The organism is Mycobacterium sp. 1164966.3, assembly GCF_001665395.1.
In the GTDB taxonomy this organism is placed as follows: domain Bacteria; phylum Actinomycetota; class Actinomycetes; order Mycobacteriales; family Mycobacteriaceae; genus Mycobacterium.
The window spans coordinates 88,513-107,105 of sequence record NZ_LZSG01000035.1 but is presented as its reverse complement, the minus strand read 5'-3'; the positions used below and the strand labels follow the sequence as shown (position 1 = coordinate 107,105).

Here is an 18,593-nt window from a genome sequence, read left to right as displayed (position 1 = left end):
TTACGCCCTGGTTGCCGCCGTCCGCGGCGATCCCAAGCGCGGCGAAGCCGCTGCGTCGTCGCCATCAGGCTGGGTAAAGCGCACGTAGCCGTTCTGCTCGAGTTCGTCGGCCAGCTCCGGACCGCCGGACTCGGCGATGCGTCCGCCGACGAACACGTGCACGTATTCGGGGTGGATGTAGCGCAGGATGCGGGTGTAGTGCGTGATCAGCAGGATGCCACCGTGCTCGGCTTCGGCGTAGCGGTTCACGCCCTCGCTGACCACCCGCAGCGCGTCGACGTCCAGGCCGGAGTCGGTCTCGTCGAGAATGGCGATCTTGGGCTTGAGGAGCTCCAGCTGCAGGATCTCGTGGCGCTTCTTCTCACCACCGGAGAAGCCCTCGTTGACGTTGCGCTCGGCGAACGCGGCGTCAATGTCGAGGCCGGCCATCGCGGCCTTGACCTCCTTCACCCAGTGCCGCAACTTCGGCGGCTCGCCCCGGATGGCCGTCGCCGCCGAGCGCAGGAAGTTCGACACCGAGACACCCGGCACCTCGACGGGGTACTGCATGGCCAGAAACACGCCCGCCCGCGCGCGTTCGTCGACGCTCATGGCCAGTAGGTCGGCACCGTCCAGCGTGATCGAGCCCGCGGTCACGCGATATTTGGGATGCCCGGCGATGGCGTAGGACAGCGTGGACTTGCCGGAGCCGTTGGGACCCATCAACGCATGCGTCTCACCGGATTTCACGGTCAGGTCGACGCCGTTGAGGATGGGAATCTCGCGCTCCCCATCGGCGGCAGCGTTCAGATTTTCAACGCTGACGTGCAGGTCTTTGATTTCCAGAGTCGTCATGGGGTCTTTTCCATCTTTTCGGTCAGTTCCAGTTCGTGCTCGATGGCCGCGGTGAGGCGTTCCCGCACTTCGGGCACCGCGATCTTAGAGATGATCTCGCCGAAGAAGCCACGCACCACCAGTCGGCGGGCCTGCTCTTCGGGGATGCCGCGGGAACGCAGGTAGAACAACTGCTCGTCGTCGAAACGTCCGGTGGCGCTGGCGTGTCCGGCGCCCACGATCTCGCCGGTCTCGATCTCCAGGTTGGGCACCGAGTCAGCGCGGGCGCCGTCGGTGAGGACCAGGTTGCGGTTGACCTCGAAGGTGTCGGTGCCGGTGGCTGCGGCGCGGATCAGCACGTCGCCCACCCACACAGTGTGGGCGTCGGGCAGATGCGATGCCGGATCTCCTTGCAGCGCACCTTTGTACAGCACATTGGATCGGCAATCGGGCTGAGCATGGTCGACCAGCAACCGCGACTCTAGGTGCTGGCCGTCGTCGGCGAAATACAGGCCCAGCAGCTCGGCGTCTCCTCCGGGTGCATCGAACCGCACGTTGCCGGTCATCCGCACCACCTCGCCGCCGAGTGTGACGGTGACATGCCGCAGCACCGAGTCCTTGCCGAGCTTCGCGTGGTGCGCGCTGAGATGAACCGCGTCGTCGGCCCAATCGGCGATCCACACCACGGTGAGCCGGGCAGCGTCGGCGACGACGAATTCCAGGTTGTCAGCGTAAGTTCCGCTGCCGCGGTGGTCGACGACGACGACAGCCTCGCCGAGTTCCTCCACCCGGATTTGCAGATGCCCGTAGGCCACCGCGCCTTCCCCCGGCCCGGTGATGCTGATGTTCACCGGCTCGGCGACCTGTGTGGCACTGACCAGCGTCGCGGAGTTGAACGACGAAAACGCTTGAGCAGCAACCCGATCAGCGGGAACACCGGCCTGGCCCAGCCGCTCGTCGCCGCGGCGCACCGTCTCGGTCTGCACGCCGGGTTGTTCGCTAACAGTGATCTGAGCGCTACCGGTGGCCCGTGCGGAGCCGTCGTGCAGGCCGCGCAATCGCTTGAGCGGAGTGAACCGCCAGATCTCGTCGCGGCCGTGCGGAACCTCGAAGGCGTCCACGTCGAAGGACGCGAACAGCTCGCCCTTGTTGGCAGCGGCTAGTGACGAACCCTCAACCGCTGCAGTCAATCCCGTCACTAGCCGACCGCGCCTTCCATCTGCAGCTCGATCAGCCGGTTGAGCTCCAGCGCATACTCCATGGGCAGTTCCTTGGCGATCGGCTCGACAAAGCCACGCACCACCATCGCCATCGCCTCGTCCTCGGTGAGCCCGCGGCTCATCAGGTAGAAGAGCTGGTTCTCGCTCACCTTCGACACGGTGGCCTCGTGGCCCATCGTGACGTCGTCTTCGCGGATGTCGACGTAAGGGTAGGTGTCGCTGCGGCTGATCGTATCGACCAGCAGCGCATCGCATTTCACGCTCGACCTGGAACCGTGCGCGCCCTTGTTCACCTGTACCAGGCCGCGGTAAGACGTGCGGCCGCCGCCGCGGGCCACCGACTTGGACACGATGTTGCTCGACGTGTTCGGGGCCAGGTGCAGCATCTTGGCGCCGGTGTCCTGATGCTGATCTTCGCCGGCGAACGCCACCGAAAGCACCTCACCTTTGGCGTGTTCACCGGTCATCCAGACCGCCGGGTACTTCATGGTCACCTTCGACCCGATGTTGCCGTCGACCCACTCCATGGTGGCGCCGGCCTCGGCCCGGGCCCGCTTGGTGACCAGGTTGTAAACGTTGTTCGACCAGTTCTGGATTGTGGTGTAACGGCAACGGCCACCGGGCTTTACGATGATCTCGACTACCGCGGAGTGCAGCGAATCCGACTTGTAAACGGGCGCAGTGCAGCCCTCCACGTAGTGAACGTAAGCGTTCTCATCGACAATGATCAGTGTCCGCTCGAACTGGCCCATGTTCTCGGTGTTGATCCGGAAATAGGCCTGCAGTGGGATATCGACGTGCACACCTGGCGGAACGTAAATAAAACTTCCACCACTCCACACAGCTGTATTCAGCGCAGAAAACTTATTATCGCCTGCCGGAATTACCGTTCCGAAGTACTCCTTGAATATTTCGGGGTGTTCCCGCAAACCAGTATCAGTGTCTAAGAAAATGACTCCTTGAGTCTCTAAATCCTCTCTGATCTGGTGGTAAACCACCTCGGATTCGTACTGAGCCGCTACTCCAGCAACCAATCTTTGCTTTTCTGCTTCTGGAATTCCCAGCCGGTCATAGGTGTTTTTGATGTCCTCTGGCAAATCATCCCAACTGGCAGCCTGCTTTTCCGTCGACCGCACGAAGTACTTGATGTTCTCGAAGTCGATGCCGCCGAGATTGGATCCCCACATCGGCATCGGCTTGCGTTCGAAGATGCGCAGTGCCTTGAGCCGGTTGTTCAGCATCCACTCGGGCTCGTTCTTCTTCGCCGAGATATCGCGGACCACCGCCTCGGACAACCCGCGCTGCGCGCTGGCGCCGGCGGCGTCGGAGTCCACCCAGCCATAGCCGTAGCGGCTCAGCGAGGCGATTGCCTCTGCCTGAGTCAGCGGCTCGGTGGCCGTCTTGCTGGCCTCTGGCGTCATGGTCATAGGGACGCTCCTTTGAGTTCGTCGTGTGTCCGGCGCGGGCTGGGCGCCGCTTTCGTGCTAGGTCTTGCTGGCCGCTTTGCTAAGCGCCTGAGTTAGCGGCACGTGGGTGGTGCAGGCGCAGTCACCGTTGACGATCGTCGCCAACCGTTGCACATGCGTTCCGAGTACCTCCGCCATGGCCTGCTGCTCGGCTTCGCACAGCTCCGGAAATTCCTCGGCGACATGAGACACCGGGCAGTGGTGCTGACAGATCTGCACGCCGTGGATCGGACCGCCCACCTCCGTGGTGGTGGCCACATAGCCGGCCTTGGTCAGCGCGTCGGCGACGCGCTCGGCGGCAGCCTCGACGTCGGCGTCGTCGTCGCTTCCTGCCGCTTCGACACCGGACAGGATCGTATCGATCCGTTTCCGGGCGAACGTCCGCACCGCGTCGTCACCGCCGATCTCCCGCAGCTGCCGCATGGCGGCGACGGCCAGGTCGTCGTAGGAGTGCTCGAGCTTGCTCCGACCGGCCGGGGTCAACCGGTAGCGCTTCGCGGGCCGTCCGCGTCCCACCTGCTGCCAGGCGGCGGCCGGTACCGCCTCCGCGTCGCCGGCCTCGATCAGCGCCTCGAGATGGCGCCGCACGCCGGCGGCCGCCAGACCCAGCCGGTCACCGATCTCACCAGCAGTGATGGATCCCGATTCCAGCAGCAACCGCACGATGGCGCGCCGGGTGTGACCATCTGTTCCCGCAGCGGCGGCCGCAGGCACAGCAGCATCCAGCTCGGATTGGATTTTCACAACACCAGTGTGACGCAATTCCGGGAATCGGTCCAGCAAGGGTGCCCTCACGTGACGCGCTCAACATTTGCGTCTTTGCGGCCCGCAGCGTCGTCAGGGCTAGGCTCCTGAGGATGGCAGCCCGCCAGCACACGCTGAGCTCGTCGATCGCCAGTCTGCACGGTGATGAGCAGGCGGTGGGTTCGCCGCTGAACGACACCGAGATCACCGCACTTCAACGTACCCGCCTGTTCGGCGCCACCGGCACCGTGCTGATGGCGATCGGCGCCCTCGGCGCCGGGGCCAGGCCCGTCGTACAGGACCCCACGTTCGGGGTCCGGCTGCTCAACCTGCCGTCGCGCATCCAGACGGTTTCGCTGACCATGACGACGACCGGGGCGGTGATGATGGCGCTCGCCTGGCTGATGCTCGGCCGCTTCGCCCTCGGCGACCGGCGGATGTCGCGCGGCGAGCTGGACCGCACCTTGCTGTTGTGGTCGCTGCCGCTGCTGATCGCCCCGCCGATGTACAGCAAGGACGTCTACTCCTACCTGGCCCAGAGCCAGATCTCGCTGGAAGGACTCGACCCCTACCGGGTGGGTCCGGCGTCGGGCCTGGGCCTGGGCCACGTCTTCACGCTGTCGGTTCCCAGCCTGTGGCGCGAGACTCCGGCGCCCTACGGCCCGCTGTTCTTATGGATCGGGCGCGGAATCTCGGCGCTGACCGGCGAGAACATCGTCGCTGCCGTGCTTTGCCATCGGCTGGTGGTGTTGGTCGGCGTGGGCATGATCGTGTGGGCAACCCCACGGCTGGCCCGGCGGTGCGGCGTTGCCGAGGTCAGCGCGCTGTGGCTGGGCGCCGCCAACCCGCTGCTGATCATGCATCTGGTCGCCGGGATCCACAACGAGGCGCTGATGCTGGGGCTGATGCTGAGCGGTGCGGAGTTCGCCCTGCGCGGCCTGGACTCAGAGCGACTGATGCCCTCCTCGTGGCGGATAGGCGCGGACTGGGAACCACTCGGCATGCTGGTCGCGGGCGCGATCCTGATCGTGTTGTCGTCGCAGGTGAAGCTGCCTTCGCTGCTGGCGCTGGGCTTCGTCACCATGGCGCTGGCCTACCGCTGCGGGGGCACGCTGAAGGCGCTCTTACTGGCCGGTGGGGCCATGTCGGGGCTGACGCTGGCGGTGATGGCCATCGTGGGCTGGGTCAGCGGACTGGGATTCGGCTGGATTTTCACGCTGGGCACCGCCAACGTGGTGCGCAGCTGGATGTCACCGCCAACGCTGCTGGCTCTGGGCACCGGCCAAGTCGGAATTCTGCTGGGCCTGGGCGATCACACCACCGCGGTGTTGTCGCTGACACGTGCCATCGGCGTGCTGATCATCATGGTGCTGGTCTGCTGGCTGCTGCTGGCAGTCTTTCGCGGCCGGCTGCACCCGATCGGCGGGCTGGGCGTGGCGCTGGGGGTCACAGTGCTGCTGTTTCCGGTGGTACAGCCCTGGTATGTGCTGTGGGCGATCATTCCGCTGGCCGCCTGGGCAACCCGCACCGGCTTCCGGGTGGCCGCCATCGTCGTCACCCTGGTGGTGGGCATCTTCGGCCCGACGGCCAACGGCGACCGCTTCGCGTTGTTCCAGATCGTCGACGCCACCGTGGCCAGCACCATCATCGTCGTGGTGCTGATCGCACTGACCTATACGCGGCTGCCGTGGCGACCACTGCTACCGGTTCCGATCCACCATCACCGCCCCGATCAGCACACGGCGACGCCCGCACAGCCCGAGCCCACCGAGGCCGCTCCGGTCACCCCTCGCTCCAAGTCGGCGCCCGACGCCTACGCTGATTCCACGTGACCTCGGCCCCTCTGATACCCGACACGGTCGTTCGGCTGCGTGGGGTGAGCAAGCAGTATGGGTCGGGCGCGTCCGTGTGCAAGGCGGTCTCCGACCTCGATCTGGACGTACACGCCGCCGAAGTGCTGGCCCTGCTGGGGCCCAACGGCGCCGGAAAGACCACGACGGTCGAGATGTGCGAAGGCTTCGTGCGCCCGGACGCCGGAACCATCGAGGTGCTCGGGCTTGACCCGATCACCGACAACGCGCGGCTGCGCCCGCGCATCGGCGTCATGTTGCAAGGCGGCGGCGGCTACCCCGCGGCCCGCGCCGGCGAAATGCTGGCCCTGGTGGCCGCCTACGCCGCCGACCCGCTGGACCCGCGGTGGCTGCTGGACACGCTGGGCCTCACCGACGCGGCGCGCACCACCTACCGACGGCTTTCCGGCGGACAGCAACAACGGCTCGCGCTGGCGTGTGCGCTGGTCGGACGTCCCGAACTGGTGTTTCTCGACGAGCCCACCGCGGGCATGGACGCTCACGCACGCCTGCTGGTGTGGGAGCTGATCGACGCGCTGCGCCGCGACGGCGTGACTGTGGTGCTGACCACCCACCAGCTCAAGGAGGCCGAGGAGCTAGCCGACCGGCTGGTCATCATCGACAACGGGGTGACGGTCGCCGCGGGCACGCCGACCGAGCTGACCCGCGCCGGCGCCAAAGACCAACTGCGGTTCAGCGCGCCGCCGCGGCTCGAGCTGTCCCTGTTGGCCACCGCGCTGCCGGAGGATTACAAGGTCACCGAGGTGACGCCGGGCGAGTATCTGGTCGAAGGTCCTGTCGATCCGCAAGTGCTGGCGACGGTCACCGCGTGGTGCGCGCAGATCAACGTGCTGGCCACCGATATGCGCGTCGAGCAACGCAGCCTCGAGGATCTGTTCCTCGATCTCACCGGGCGGAGCCTGCGGCCATGACGACGGAGAAAAGCGACGTGTTTCCGCCCGGCACCTTCGCCCCGGATCCGCGTCCCAACGCCGTGTCCCGGATGCTGGCCGCGCAGTTCGGCCTGGAGCTGAAGCTGCTGTTACGCAACGGCGAGCAGTTGTTGTTGACCATGTTCATTCCGATCACACTGCTGGTCGGGCTCACGCTGCTGCCGCTGGGCTCGTTCGGATCACACCGCGCCGCGGTATTCGTTCCCGCCATCATGGCGCTGGCGGTCATCTCCACCGCGTTCACCGGACAGGCGATCGCCGTTGCATTCGATCGCCGCTACGGCGCATTGAAGCGGCTTGGAGCAACGCCCCTGCCCGTGTGGGGAATCATCATCGGCAAGGCACTGGCCGTCGTGTTCACCGTCTTCCTGCAGGCAATTCTGTTGGGCGTCATCGGGTTTGCGCTCGGCTGGCGGCCGGCGCTGGCCGCGCTGGCCCTGGGCGCGGCAGTCATCGCGCTGGGCACCGCGGGATTTGCGGCGCTCGGCCTGCTGCTCGGCGGCACCTTGCGGGCCGAGATCGTCCTGGCGCTCGCCAACCTGATGTGGTTCGTCTTCGCCGGGTTCGGTGCCCTGACTCTGGAAACCAGCATGATCCCGCCGGCGGTCAAGTGGGCCGCCCGGCTCACTCCATCGGGAGCGCTCACCGAGGCGCTGTCGCAGGCCATGAGCTTGTCGGTGGACTGGTTCGGGTTCGCCGTGCTGGCGGTGTGGGGTGCGCTCGCCGCGTTGGCCGCGCGCCGCTGGTTCCGCTTCACCTAAGGCCTTTTGTCGCCGATTCAGTCTGCGGCCATGGCGTGAAAGTTCGAGGCAGGCTCGGCGCCGGGCCTGCCTCTTCTACTACGCGATGTAGTTGTCGTTACGATCGGGCGATGCCCGTCGGACGAGCGCTACTGCGGTTGGTGGACCTGCTCCCCGACCCCAGCCTGCGTGTCCAGCGGGTGATCGCCGCCGCCGTCATCCTGAGTCAGGGCGGCATCGCCGTCACCGGCGCGATCGTTCGGGTCACCGCCTCGGGCCTGGGCTGCCCGACCTGGCCGCAGTGCTTTCCGGGCAGCTTCGTCCCGATAGCGGTGGCCGAAGTGCCGCGCATCCACCAGGCGGTCGAGTTCGGCAACCGGATGATCACCATCGCGGTCGTCATCACCGCGATAATGGCCGTGCTGGCCGTCACCCGGGCCCGACGGCGCACCCAGGTGGTGGTCTACGCCTGGCTGATGCCGGCGTCGACGGTCGTGCAGGCGGTGATCGGCGGTATCACCGTGCGCACCGGGTTGCTGTGGTGGACGGTGGCCGTCCACCTGCTCGCGTCGATGACCATGGTGTGGTTATCGGTGCTGCTCTATGTGAAGGTCGGCGAGCCCGACGATGGTGTGGTCGAGCATCGGGTGGCGAAGCCGTTGCGCGCGCTGACCGCGCTCAGCGCGCTGAACCTGGCCGCTGTGCTGGTGACGGGCACGCTGGTGACCGCGGCCGGACCGCACGCGGGTGACAGGAGCCCCAGCCGGACCGTGCCACGCCTGAAAGTCGAGATCACCACACTGGTACACATGCACTCGTCGCTGCTGATCGCCTACCTGGCGCTGCTAGTCGGACTGGGCTTCGGGCTGCTTGCCGTCGGCGCCGCTCGGCCGGTACGGGCCCGGCTGGCCGTGTTGGTGGCGCTGGTGTTCGCGCAGGCTGCCGTCGGCACCACGCAGTACTTCACCGGGGTACCGCCCGCGTTGGTCGCCATCCACGTGGCGGGCGCCGCGGCATGCACCGCGGCCACCGCCGCGCTATGGGCCTCAATGCGGGAACGGTCGCGAGAGCGGGCCGAGCCCCAACCGCTCCAGCGCTGACTCCACACCCAGCGCGAACTCGCGCTGCGCCAGGTCCCGGGTGCCGGCATCCAGGTTCAGCCAGCCCAGCGACGGCTCGACCAACTGCAGTTCCAGCAGTCGCGGGTCGTCGGCGCCGCCGATCACATGGGCGCGCGCATAAAGCAAATCGCTTGTGCTGATGCCGATTTGGGTCGCCGCGCCGACCAGCGCCGCCGCTCCGACAGCCCAGATCTCGAAATTGGGTTCGGCCTGGTGCAACGCGCCGGCCCGCAGGGTGAACGCATGCGACTGCTCGCCGCACAAGAAGATCAGCACGGTCTCGGTAGCCGAATCGCAGGGCTGCACGAACACGCTGCGTCCGGCCGCCTGCAGTTCGGCAGCGCGCTCGGCGGCCGCCGACCGGTCGGGACAACGCCGCGTTCCCGACCCGAGGGTCGCGCTGACGAAGATCTGCCCCATGCGCGGCAGCCGCACCTGATCGCCCGGCGCGAAGATCTGTCCAGGCACTGTCGGAACCTGCTGGCTCGCGAGCTTGCCAAGATAGCGCCGGTCGGCGTTCCAGGCCACCGCCGCGGGCGGGTTAAACAGGTTTTTCACCTCCAGCGTCCAGGCCAGGAATTCGCCGAGCCGCTCGGAGTAGTCGTGGGCAGCCCGCAGTATCACCAGGTCCGCGCGACGTATCTCGGGATCGTCCCAGGACAGCCAGTGCGCGTGCAGGCCGCGGTGCCGCAGGGCGCCAAGCAGCCCGGCGTCATCGCCGTCTCCGGCGACTTGTCGCGGACACCCGGCCAGCACGATGCGCGGGTGGAAGACGTCTGGCCGCGCTAACTTCATTCACGGGCATGATAACCACATGCATGCGATCGAAGTGTCCGAAACCGGTGGCCCCGGTGTCCTGCGCTACGTCGACGTTCCGCGACCCGAGCCGGGGCAGGGTGAGCTACTGATCAAGGCCGAGGCGATCGGCGTCAACTTCATCGACACCTATTTCCGTTCGGGGCAGTATGCACGCCCGCTGCCGTTCGTCGTCGGATCCGAGGTGTGCGGGACGGTCGCTGCCCTGGGAGACCAAGCGGACAGCGTGGGCCTGGCCGTGGGCGACCGGGTGGTGAGTCCCTCGGCTAACGGCGGCTACGCCGAATTCTGCACTGCGCCAGCGCTTTTGACTGCTAAGGTGCCCGAATCGGTGGGTTCCGACGTGGCGGCTTCGGCGCTGCTGAAGGGCCTGACCGCCCACTACCTGCTGAAGTCGGTGTACCCGGTGCAAAGCGGCGACACGGTGTTGATACATGCCGGTGCCGGCGGGGTCGGGCTGATCCTGACGCAATGGGCCACCCGCCTGGGCGCCCGGGTGATCACCACCGTCTCGACTCCCGAGAAGGAGCGGCTGTCGCGGCAGGCCGGCGCCGCCGAGGTGCTCCCCTACCCCACCGAAGCGGCTGAGTTCGGCGACAAGGTGCGTGCGATGACGGGGGGCGCCGGCGTCGCCGTGGTGTACGACGGCGTCGGGGCCAGCACGTTCGACGCCAGCCTGTCCAGCCTGGCCGTCCGGGGAACGCTGGCGTTGTTCGGCGCCGCCAGCGGACCCGTCCCCCCCTTCGATCCGCAGCGTCTCAACTATGCCGGCTCGGTCTACCTCACCCGGCCCTCGCTGGCGCACTTCATCCGCACCGGCGAGGAGTTCAGCTGGCGCGCAGCGGAGCTGTTCGACGTGCTCGGCAGCGGGGCCGTGACCGTCGAAGTGGGCGGACGTTATCCGCTGTCCGATGCGGCACGCGCGCACGAGGATTTGCAGGGCCGCAAGACGACCGGCTCGATCGTGCTGCTGCCATAACCCCGAGCAAATCCCATCTGCCACACCAGCACGGGCCTATCGCATATCCGAATCGGACCACGCAGCCCGTTGCGGTGCTGAAGTGACCCATGGGACACGCGTGCCGGCGCAGCTCAGATCAATGTCGGCAGCGCGATCACCGAGTCGACCGCCAACGCGCAGAAGACCAGCGCCAGATAGTTATTCGACTGCAGGAACAGCCGCAGGGGCTTCACCGGCTCACCCGCACGCACGCCGGCGTACAACTGGTGGGCCATCGCCAGGAACCACGCCCCGGCCACCACCGCGACCGCCGCATAAAGCCATCCGGCGGCCAGCGCCAGCACCAGCGTCGCCAGCACGGTAAGCCAGGTGTAGACCAGAATCTGCTTGGTGACCTGACGTTCGGTGGCGACGGCCGGCAACATCGGTACACCGGCCGCTTTGTAGTCCTCCTTGTACCGCATCGCCAGGGCCCAGGTGTGCGGCGGCGTCCACAAAAAGATGATCGCGAACATCGCCACTGCCGGCCAGCCGATGCCACCGGTCACCGCCGACCAGCCGATCATCACCGGCATGCAGCCCGCCGCGCCGCCCCAGACAACGTTCTGTGACGTGCGTCGCTTGAGCAGCAGGGTGTAGACGAACACGTAGAAAGCGATGGTCGCCACGGCCAGCAGACCCGACAGCAGGTTGGTCGTCCACCACAGCCAGAAAAACGAGCCGATGCTCAACACCAGGCCCAGCACCAGTGCGTTTCGCCGGGGCACCGCCTCTCGGGCCAGCGGGCGCCGCGCCGTGCGCTTCATCACCTTGTCGATATCGGCGTCGGCCACGCAGTTGAGCGTGTTGGCGCCGCCGGCGGCCATCATGCCGCCGATCAGCGTGTTGAGGATCAACAGCGGGCTCACGTGGCCGCGATCGGCCAGCAGCATCGCGGGTATCGCGGTCACCAACAGCAACTCGATTACTCGAGGCTTGGTCAGGGCCAGGTAAGCCAGGACGACGCCGGTTGCCCGGCTTCTCGCCTTTTCGGCGTCCGGCCCGGCTCGGCGCCGGGCGGTGCCGGGCATCCGGCTCGACGTAACGCGCCCGCGAACGCTCAACGCTTTTACTCCTCGGGGTCGCAGCAGCGCGCAGCTTCTACTACACACGATGGTAGACAGCATGCCCACCGCCGCCGCGCCGCAGGGTCTATTCACGGACTTTTTCTCGGATCGCCCGGATTGATCGGACAGCGTAAGCGGCCGGCACGTAATTTTCACATTGGATTTCGCGGGGCCGGCCCTGGGTACCCGAAATCCGGCCCTGCAATAGCAAGCCCTCCCGCACTAGGGTGAGGATTGATCAGCTTCATGACCCAAGGACTGCGTCTGTGACCACACTCGAAGAGATCTCCACGCTGACTCAACAGCACCTGCCCGACGACTGGACCGAGATCGATTCGGCCGCTGTCGACACCATCCGCGTTTTGGCCGCCGACGCGGTCCAGAAAGTCGGCAACGGCCACCCGGGGACGGCGATGAGCCTGGCCCCCCTGGCGTACACGCTATTTCAGCGCACGATGCGCCACGACCCCAGCGACCCGTACTGGTTGGGTCGTGACCGATTCGTGCTATCGGCCGGACACAGCAGCCTGACCCTGTATCTGCAGCTCTATCTCGGCGGCTGGGGCCTGGAACTGTCCGACATTGAATCGCTGCGCACCTGGGGATCCAAGACTCCCGGACACCCGGAGTTCCGGCACACCAAAGGTGTTGAGATCACCACGGGCCCGCTCGGGCAGGGCCTGGCGTCAGCGGTCGGGATGGCGATGGCATCGCGCTACGAGCGCGGCCTCTTCGACCCGGACGCCGCACCGGGAGAAAGCCCGTTCGACCACCGCATCTATGTGATCGCCTCCGACGGCGACATCGAAGAGGGCGTCACCTCAGAGGCGTCCTCGTTGGCGGCCGTACAGCAGCTGGGCAACCTCATCGTGTTCTACGACCACAACCAGATCTCGATCGAGGATGACACCAACATCGCGCTGTGCGAAGACACCGCCGCCCGCTATGAGGCCTACGGCTGGCACGTACAGAAGGTCGAGGGCGGCGAGAACGTCGTCGCCATCGAGGAGGCGATCGCTAACGCGCAAGCCGTCACCGACCGGCCGTCGTTCATCTCGCTGCGCACCATCATCGGCTATCCGGCGCCCAACCTGATGAACACCGGCAAGGCGCATGGCGCCGCCCTCGGTGACGACGAGGTGGCCGCCGTCAAGAAGATCCTCGGATTCGACCCTGACAAGAATTTCGAGGTTCGCGACGACGTCATCACCCACACCCGCAAGCTGATCGAGCGCGGCAGGGAAGCGCACGAGAAGTGGCAACCGGAGTTCGATACCTGGGCGCAGCGCGAGCCCGAACGCAAGGCGCTACTGGACCGGTTGACGGCCGAGAAGCTGCCCGACGGCTGGGACGCCGACGTGCCGCACTGGGAACCTGGCTCCGACGAAATCGCCACCCGGAAAGCATCGAACGCGGTGCTCGACGCGGTGGGTCCGAATCTGCCCGAGCTGTGGGGCGGTTCGGCCGACCTGGCGGGCAGCACCAACACCACCATCAAGGGCGCCGATTCCTTTGGCCCACCCTCGATTTCGACCAAGGACTACACCGCGCACTGGTATGGCCGCACCTTGCATTTCGGCGTTCGTGAACACGCGATGGCCGCCATCCTGTCCGGCATTGTGCTGCATGGCCCGACCCGGGCCTACGGCGCCACGTTCCTGCAGTTCTCCGACTACATGCGCCCGGCGGTGCGGCTGGCGTCGCTGATGGACATCGACACCATCTATGTGTGGACGCACGATTCGATCGGCCTGGGCGAAGACGGCCCGACCCACCAGCCGATCGAGCACCTGTCGGCGCTGCGCGCCATCCCCAACCTGTCGGTGGTGCGACCGGCCGACGCCAACGAGACGGCCTACGCGTGGCGGACAATCCTGGCCCGCGGTAACGGCAGCGGTCCGGTCGGCCTGGTCCTGACCCGCCAGAATGTCCCGGTGCTGGAGGGCACCAGCTTCGAGGGTGTCGAACGGGGTGGTTACATCCTCGGCGACGACGGAGGTGAAGAACCCGACGTCGTGCTGATCGCCACCGGCTCCGAGGTCCAGATCTCGGTCGCGGCGCAGAAGTTGTTGGCGGACAAGGACATCGTCGCGCGGGTGGTGTCCATGCCGTGCGTGGAGTGGTTCGAGTCGCAGCCGCACGAATACCGCGACAGCGTGCTGCCCCCGTCGGTGTCGGCCCGGGTGGCCGTCGAGGCCGGTGTCGCGCAGTGCTGGCACAAGCTGGTGGGCGACACCGGAAAAATCGTATCTATCGAGCACTATGGAGAATCCGCGGATTACAAGACATTGTTCCGTGAGTACGGCTTCACAGCGGAGGCCGTCGCAGATGCCGCGGAACAGGTAGTGGACAACTGAGAGAGGGTAATTGGCATGACCACTCAAAACGCCAACCTCGCGGCGTTGAGTGCCGCGGGGGTATCGGTATGGCTGGATGACTTGTCTCGGGAGCGACTGCGTTCGGGCAATTTGCAGGAGCTGATCGACACCAAATGTGTGGTGGGAGTGACTACCAACCCGTCGATCTTCCAGAAGGCGCTGGCCGACAGCGATACCTACGACGATCAGATCACCGAGCTGGCCGAGCGCGGAGCCGACGTCGATGCCACGATTCGCACGGTCACCACCGATGACGTACGCAACGCCTGCGACGTGCTGAGGCCGCAGTGGGAGTCTTCTGACGGGGTCGACGGTCGGGTGTCTATCGAGGTCGACCCCCGAATGGCGCGTGACGCGGACAAGACCATCCAGCAGGCCGTCGAGCTGTGGAAGATCGTCGACCGGCCAAACCTGTTCATCAAGATCCCCGCCACCGAGGAGGGCATTCCGGCCATCACGGCCGTTCTGGCGGAAGGTGTTTCGGTCAACGTCACCCTGATCTTCTCGGTCGAGCGGCACCGGGCGGTGATGGACGCCTACCTGGCGGGGCTGGAAAAGGCGAAGGAAGCCGGTCACGACCTGTCGAAGATCCACTCTGTGGCATCGTTTTTCGTCTCGCGGGTGGACACCGAGGTGGACAAGCGGCTGGAGAAGATCGACTCCGAGGAGGCGCTCGCGCTGCGCGGACAGGCCGGCGTCGCCAACGCCCGGCTGGCCTACGCCGCCTACCAGGAGGTCTTCGAGGGCGGCGACCGCTATCAGACGCTGCTGTCCGACGGGGCCCGGGTGCAGCGGCCGCTGTGGGCTTCGACGGGCGTCAAGAACCCCGACTACTCCGACACCCTCTACGTGACCGAACTGGTGGCCCCGAACACCGTTAACACCATGCCGGAGAAGACGATTGACGCCGTCGCCGACCACGGCGTGATCAATGGCGACACCGTTACCGGCATGGCTTCGGCCGCTCAGGAGGTGTTCGACCAGCTGTCGGCGGTGGGAGTCGACCTGGACGACGTGTTCATCGTGCTGGAGAACGAGGGCGTCGAGAAGTTCGAGGACTCGTGGAAGGAACTACTCAAGGAGACGCAGGCGCAGCTCGACTCTGCCGACAAATGACCCCAGCTAAGGCCGCGCAGTGGCGAAACCCGCTGCGCGACAAGCTGGATAAGCGGCTTCCCAGGATCGCAGGCCCATGCGGAATGGTGATTTTCGGCGTCACCGGTGACCTGGCCCGCAAAAAGGTGATGCCGGCCGTCTATGACCTGGCCAACCGCGGCCTGCTGCCGCCGTCGTTCGCATTGGTGGGATTCGCCCGCCGGGACTGGACCACGCAGGATTTCGGCGAGGTCGTGTACAACGCGGTCAAGCAGCACTGCCGCACACCGTTTCGGCAGCAGAATTGGGACCGGTTGGCCGAGGGATTCCGTTTCGTCCCAGGGTCTTTCGATGACGACGAGGCGTTCGCGCGGCTGGCCGAGACGCTGGAGAAGCTCGACGCCGAGCGTGGCACCGGCGGTAATCACGCCTTCTACCTGGCGATCCCGCCCAAGTCGTTCCCGGTGGTGTGCGAGCAGCTGCACAAGTCGGGACTGGCGCGGCCACAGGGCGACCGGTGGAGCCGGGTCGTCATCGAGAAGCCGTTCGGTCATGACCTGCAGAGTGCACAGGCACTGAACAAGTCGGTCAACGCGGTCTTTCCGGAGGAGGCGGTCTTCCGCATCGACCACTACCTCGGCAAAGAGACGGTGCAGAACATCCTGGCGATGCGGTTCGCCAACCAGCTGTTCGACCCGATCTGGAATTCGCACTACGTCGACCACGTGCAGATCACGATGGCCGAGGACATCGGATTGGGCGGTCGCGCAGGCTATTACGATGGCATCGGCGCGGCCCGCGATGTCATCCAGAATCACCTGACGCAGCTGCTGGCGCTGACCGCGATGGAAGAGCCGGTCAGCTTCAACCCGTCGTCGCTGCAAACCGAGAAGATCAAGGTGCTTTCGGCGACGCAGCTTGCCGAGCCGCTCGACGAGACCACCAGCCGCGGACAGTACACCGCCGGCTGGCAGGGCGGGGAGAAGGTGGTCGGGCTGCTCGACGAGGAGGGATTCTCCGAGGACTCCACTACCGAGACGTTCGCCGCCATCACGCTTGAAGTCGACACGCGGCGCTGGGCCGGCGTGCCGTTCTACCTGCGGACCGGAAAACGGCTGGGGCGCAGGGTCACTGAGATCGCTTTGGTTTTCAAGCGCGCACCGCATCTGCCGTTCGATGCCACCATGACCGACGAGCTGGGCGCCAACGCCATGGTCATCCGGGTGCAACCCGACGAGGGCGTCACCTTGCGGTTCGGTTCCAAGGTGCCCGGCACCGCCATGGAGGTCCGCGACGTCAACATGGACTTCTCCTACGGCTCGGCCTTCGCCGAGGAATCACCGGAGGCCTACGAGCGACTGATCCTCGACGTGCTCCTCGGCGAGCCGTCGCTGTTTCCCGTCAACGCGGAGGTCGAATTGGCTTGGGAGATACTCGATCCCGCCCTCGACCACTGGGCTGCGCACGGCAAGCCCGACCCGTATGAGGCGGGCACCTGGGGACCGGAGTCGGCGTTCGAAATGCTGCGCCGGACCGGCCGGGAATGGCGGCGGCCGTGATCCGCGCCGCGACGATGCAGTGGGGGCGCCCCCAGCCGCGCAGCGGCGAGGGGGACGCAGCAGAGCGGAGCGATGAGGTGGGGGCACCTCCCGCTTGCGGGGGAGAGCGGCGCAAATGATTGTCGATCTGCCCGCAACGACCACCACGGCGGTAAACAAGAAGCTCGACGAGCTCCGCGAAGAAATCGGTGCCGTCATGATGGGACGGGTGCTCACGCTGATCATCGCGCCGGACAGCGATGCCGTGCTCGAGGAATCCATCGAGGCGGCCAATGACGCCAGCCATGAGCACCCCAGCCGGATCATCGTCACGATGAGAGGCGACCCGTATGCGGACGAACCACGGCTTGATGCCCAATTGCGGGTGGGCGGCGACGCCGGCGCCGGAGAGGTCGTCGTGCTGCGGCTGTCCGGGCCGCTGGCCGGCCACGCCGAGAGCGTGGTGATCCCGTTCTTGCTTCCCGACATTCCGGTGGTGGCGTGGTGGCCCGATATCGCTCCTGCGGTGCCTGCCCAGGATCCGTTGGGCAAGTTGGCGATTCGCCGCATCACCGACGCCACCAATGCGATCGACCCGTTGGCGGCCATCACCAGCCGGCTGCCCGGCTACACGGCAGGCGATTCCGACCTGGCCTGGTCCCGCATCACCTACTGGCGGGCGCTGTTGACTTCCGCGGTCGACCTGCCGCCGCACGAGCCAATCGAGTCGGCGTTGATCTCCGGGTTGAAAACCGAACCGGCGCTGGACATCCTGGCCGGCTGGCTGGCCAGCCGGATCGACGGGCCGGTGCAACGCAAAGTGGGCGAACTCAAGGTCGAGCTGGTGCGCAAGAGCGAGACCATCGTGCTCAGCCGTCCGCAAGAGGGCACCACGGCCACCCTGAGCCGGACGGCCCGGCCCGATGCCCTGGTTCCGTTGGCGCGCAGGGTAACCGGCGAATGCCTTGCCGAAGACCTGCGGCGGCTGGATCCGGACGAGATCTATCTATCGGCACTCGAAGGCATCAAGAAGGTTCAATACGTATGAGCACCGCCGTCGAAATCTTCCCGGACAGCACCACGCTGGTGGAAGCCGCGGCCAAGCGGCTGACCGAGGCCATCGAGTCGGCCGTCGCGGCCAGGGGCCGCGCGCTGATTGTGCTGACCGGCGGCGGCAACGGCATCGCATTGCTCCGCCAGCTGGGCATGCAAGGTTCGCAGATCGACTGGGGACGTGTGCATCTGTTCTGGGGCGATGAGCGCTACGTTCCCGAGGACGACGACGAGCGCAACGACAAGCAGGCGCGCGGCGCCTTGCTCGATCACATCGACATCCCGTCGAGCAATGTGCACGCGATGCCGGCCAGTGACGGTGAGTTCGGCAGCGATATGGCCGCCGCGGCACTGGCCTACGAGCAGGTCCTGGCCGCCAACGCCGAACCCGGTCAGCCGGTGCCGAATTTCGATGTGCACCTGTTGGGAATGGGGCCGGAAGGCCATATCAACTCGCTGTTCCCGGACACCCCCGCTGTGCGGGAGACCAGCCGCATGGTGGTCGAAGTCGAAGACTGCCCGAAACCGCCGCCACGGCGAATCACCTTGACGCTGCCCGCTGTTCAGCGTTCTCGCGAGGTCTGGCTGATGGTGTCCGGTGGCGCGAAAGCGGACGCGGCGGCCGCTGCGATCGGCGGCGCGGACCCGGTCTCGGTACCGGCGGCCGGCGGCGTCGGGATACACACCACCCTGTGGCTGCTCGACGAGGAAGCCGCGGCCAAGCTTCCTGGCTAACACC

The 18,593-nt window shown here is 66.4% G+C and carries 15 protein-coding genes and 1 pseudogene; 10 read left to right on the top strand and 6 right to left on the bottom strand.

Annotated features, from left to right (window positions below; translation table 11 throughout):
- The 4 genes and pseudogenes from sufC to A9W99_RS12515 form a co-directional block, all read right to left on the bottom strand.
- Positions 1-834, bottom strand: a complete 834-nt coding sequence (gene sufC / locus A9W99_RS12530; protein ID WP_253869786.1) for a Fe-S cluster assembly ATPase SufC — start codon at positions 832-834, stop codon at positions 1-3.
- On the bottom strand, positions 831-2,012 hold the full coding sequence (gene sufD / locus A9W99_RS12525) for a Fe-S cluster assembly protein SufD (protein ID WP_067377734.1): 1,182 nt from the start codon (positions 2,010-2,012) through the stop codon (positions 831-833). The genes sufC and sufD overlap by 4 nt, the downstream gene beginning before the upstream one ends.
- Positions 2,012-3,460 (bottom strand): Fe-S cluster assembly protein SufB, encoded by a 1,449-nt coding sequence (gene sufB, locus A9W99_RS12520; protein WP_067377731.1) that lies wholly within the window; start codon positions 3,458-3,460, stop codon positions 2,012-2,014. Before sufB ends, sufD begins: the two co-directional genes overlap by 1 nt.
- Positions 3,457-4,294 (bottom strand): annotated as a pseudogene (locus A9W99_RS12515) (helix-turn-helix transcriptional regulator). The gene sufB and the pseudogene A9W99_RS12515 overlap by 4 nt, the downstream one beginning before the upstream one ends.
- A gap of 62 nt (positions 4,295-4,356) precedes the next feature.
- Between A9W99_RS12515 and mptB the strand changes: the two are divergent.
- The 4 genes from mptB (at position 4,357) to A9W99_RS12495 (ending at position 8,886) form a co-directional block, all read left to right on the top strand.
- Positions 4,357-6,075: a polyprenol phosphomannose-dependent alpha 1,6 mannosyltransferase MptB gene (gene mptB, locus A9W99_RS12510; protein WP_067377724.1), complete on the top strand. Its 1,719-nt coding sequence runs from the start codon at positions 4,357-4,359 to the stop codon at positions 6,073-6,075.
- On the top strand, positions 6,072-7,025 hold the full coding sequence (locus tag A9W99_RS12505) for an ABC transporter ATP-binding protein (RefSeq protein WP_067377720.1): 954 nt from the start codon (positions 6,072-6,074) through the stop codon (positions 7,023-7,025). The genes mptB and A9W99_RS12505 overlap by 4 nt, the downstream gene beginning before the upstream one ends.
- Positions 7,022-7,807: an ABC transporter permease gene (locus A9W99_RS12500; protein ID WP_067377718.1), complete on the top strand. Its 786-nt coding sequence runs from the start codon at positions 7,022-7,024 to the stop codon at positions 7,805-7,807. The genes A9W99_RS12505 and A9W99_RS12500 overlap by 4 nt, the downstream gene beginning before the upstream one ends.
- Before the next feature lie 110 nt (positions 7,808-7,917).
- Entirely contained in the window at positions 7,918-8,886 is a 969-nt protein-coding gene (locus tag A9W99_RS12495) for a heme A synthase (RefSeq protein ID WP_067377715.1), read from the top strand.
- Here A9W99_RS12495 and A9W99_RS12490 read toward each other — a convergent pair.
- Positions 8,833-9,702: a hypothetical protein gene (locus tag A9W99_RS12490; protein ID WP_067377712.1), complete on the bottom strand. Its 870-nt coding sequence runs from the start codon at positions 9,700-9,702 to the stop codon at positions 8,833-8,835. The genes A9W99_RS12495 and A9W99_RS12490 overlap by 54 nt on opposite strands.
- A 19-nt stretch (positions 9,703-9,721) precedes the next feature.
- Between A9W99_RS12490 and A9W99_RS12485 the strand changes: the two genes are divergently transcribed.
- The gene (locus A9W99_RS12485; protein WP_067377709.1) at positions 9,722-10,702 is read left to right on the top strand and encodes a quinone oxidoreductase; all 981 of its coding nucleotides are present in this window, start codon (positions 9,722-9,724) and stop codon (positions 10,700-10,702) included.
- Positions 10,703-10,815: 113 nt separating this feature from the next.
- Here A9W99_RS12485 and A9W99_RS12480 read toward each other — a convergent pair whose 3' ends face one another.
- Positions 10,816-11,787 (bottom strand): heme o synthase, encoded by a 972-nt coding sequence (locus A9W99_RS12480; RefSeq protein ID WP_172828861.1) that lies wholly within the window; start codon positions 11,785-11,787, stop codon positions 10,816-10,818.
- 269 nt (positions 11,788-12,056) lie between these two features.
- On the opposite strand from A9W99_RS12480, the gene tkt reads away from it, so the two are divergent.
- The 5 genes from tkt (at position 12,057) to pgl (ending at position 18,589) form a co-directional block, all read left to right on the top strand.
- Positions 12,057-14,147: a transketolase gene (gene tkt, locus A9W99_RS12475; RefSeq protein ID WP_067377704.1), complete on the top strand. Its 2,091-nt coding sequence runs from the start codon at positions 12,057-12,059 to the stop codon at positions 14,145-14,147.
- A 15-nt stretch (positions 14,148-14,162) separates the two neighbouring features.
- The gene (gene tal, locus A9W99_RS12470; protein ID WP_067377701.1) at positions 14,163-15,284 is read left to right on the top strand and encodes a transaldolase; all 1,122 of its coding nucleotides are present in this window, start codon (positions 14,163-14,165) and stop codon (positions 15,282-15,284) included.
- Positions 15,281-16,822 (top strand): glucose-6-phosphate dehydrogenase, encoded by a 1,542-nt coding sequence (gene zwf, locus A9W99_RS12465; RefSeq protein ID WP_067377698.1) that lies wholly within the window; start codon positions 15,281-15,283, stop codon positions 16,820-16,822. Before tal ends, zwf begins: the two co-directional genes overlap by 4 nt.
- Before the next feature lie 115 nt (positions 16,823-16,937).
- On the top strand, positions 16,938-17,849 hold the full coding sequence (gene opcA / locus A9W99_RS12460; RefSeq protein ID WP_067377695.1) for a glucose-6-phosphate dehydrogenase assembly protein OpcA: 912 nt from the start codon (positions 16,938-16,940) through the stop codon (positions 17,847-17,849).
- Complete coding sequence (gene pgl, locus A9W99_RS12455) at positions 17,846-18,589, top strand: 6-phosphogluconolactonase (protein ID WP_067377692.1); 744 nt, start codon at positions 17,846-17,848, stop codon at positions 18,587-18,589. Before opcA ends, pgl begins: the two co-directional genes overlap by 4 nt.
- The last annotated feature ends 4 nt before the right edge of the window (positions 18,590-18,593 follow it).

Coding starts and splice junctions, on each gene's coding strand:
- sufC (WP_253869786.1), bottom strand. CDS start 834: ATGACGACTCTGGAAATCAAAGACCTGCACGTCAGCGTTGAAAATCTG.
- sufB (WP_067377731.1), bottom strand. CDS start 3,460: ATGACCATGACGCCAGAGGCCAGCAAGACGGCCACCGAGCCGCTGACT.
- mptB (WP_067377724.1), top strand. CDS start 4,357: ATGGCAGCCCGCCAGCACACGCTGAGCTCGTCGATCGCCAGTCTGCAC.
- A9W99_RS12500 (WP_067377718.1), top strand. CDS start 7,022: ATGACGACGGAGAAAAGCGACGTGTTTCCGCCCGGCACCTTCGCCCCG.
- A9W99_RS12495 (WP_067377715.1), top strand. CDS start 7,918: ATGCCCGTCGGACGAGCGCTACTGCGGTTGGTGGACCTGCTCCCCGAC.
- A9W99_RS12490 (WP_067377712.1), bottom strand. CDS start 9,702: ATGAAGTTAGCGCGGCCAGACGTCTTCCACCCGCGCATCGTGCTGGCC.
- A9W99_RS12485 (WP_067377709.1), top strand. CDS start 9,722: ATGCATGCGATCGAAGTGTCCGAAACCGGTGGCCCCGGTGTCCTGCGC.
- tal (WP_067377701.1), top strand. CDS start 14,163: ATGACCACTCAAAACGCCAACCTCGCGGCGTTGAGTGCCGCGGGGGTA.
- zwf (WP_067377698.1), top strand. CDS start 15,281: ATGACCCCAGCTAAGGCCGCGCAGTGGCGAAACCCGCTGCGCGACAAG.
- opcA (WP_067377695.1), top strand. CDS start 16,938: ATGATTGTCGATCTGCCCGCAACGACCACCACGGCGGTAAACAAGAAG.
- pgl (WP_067377692.1), top strand. CDS start 17,846: ATGAGCACCGCCGTCGAAATCTTCCCGGACAGCACCACGCTGGTGGAA.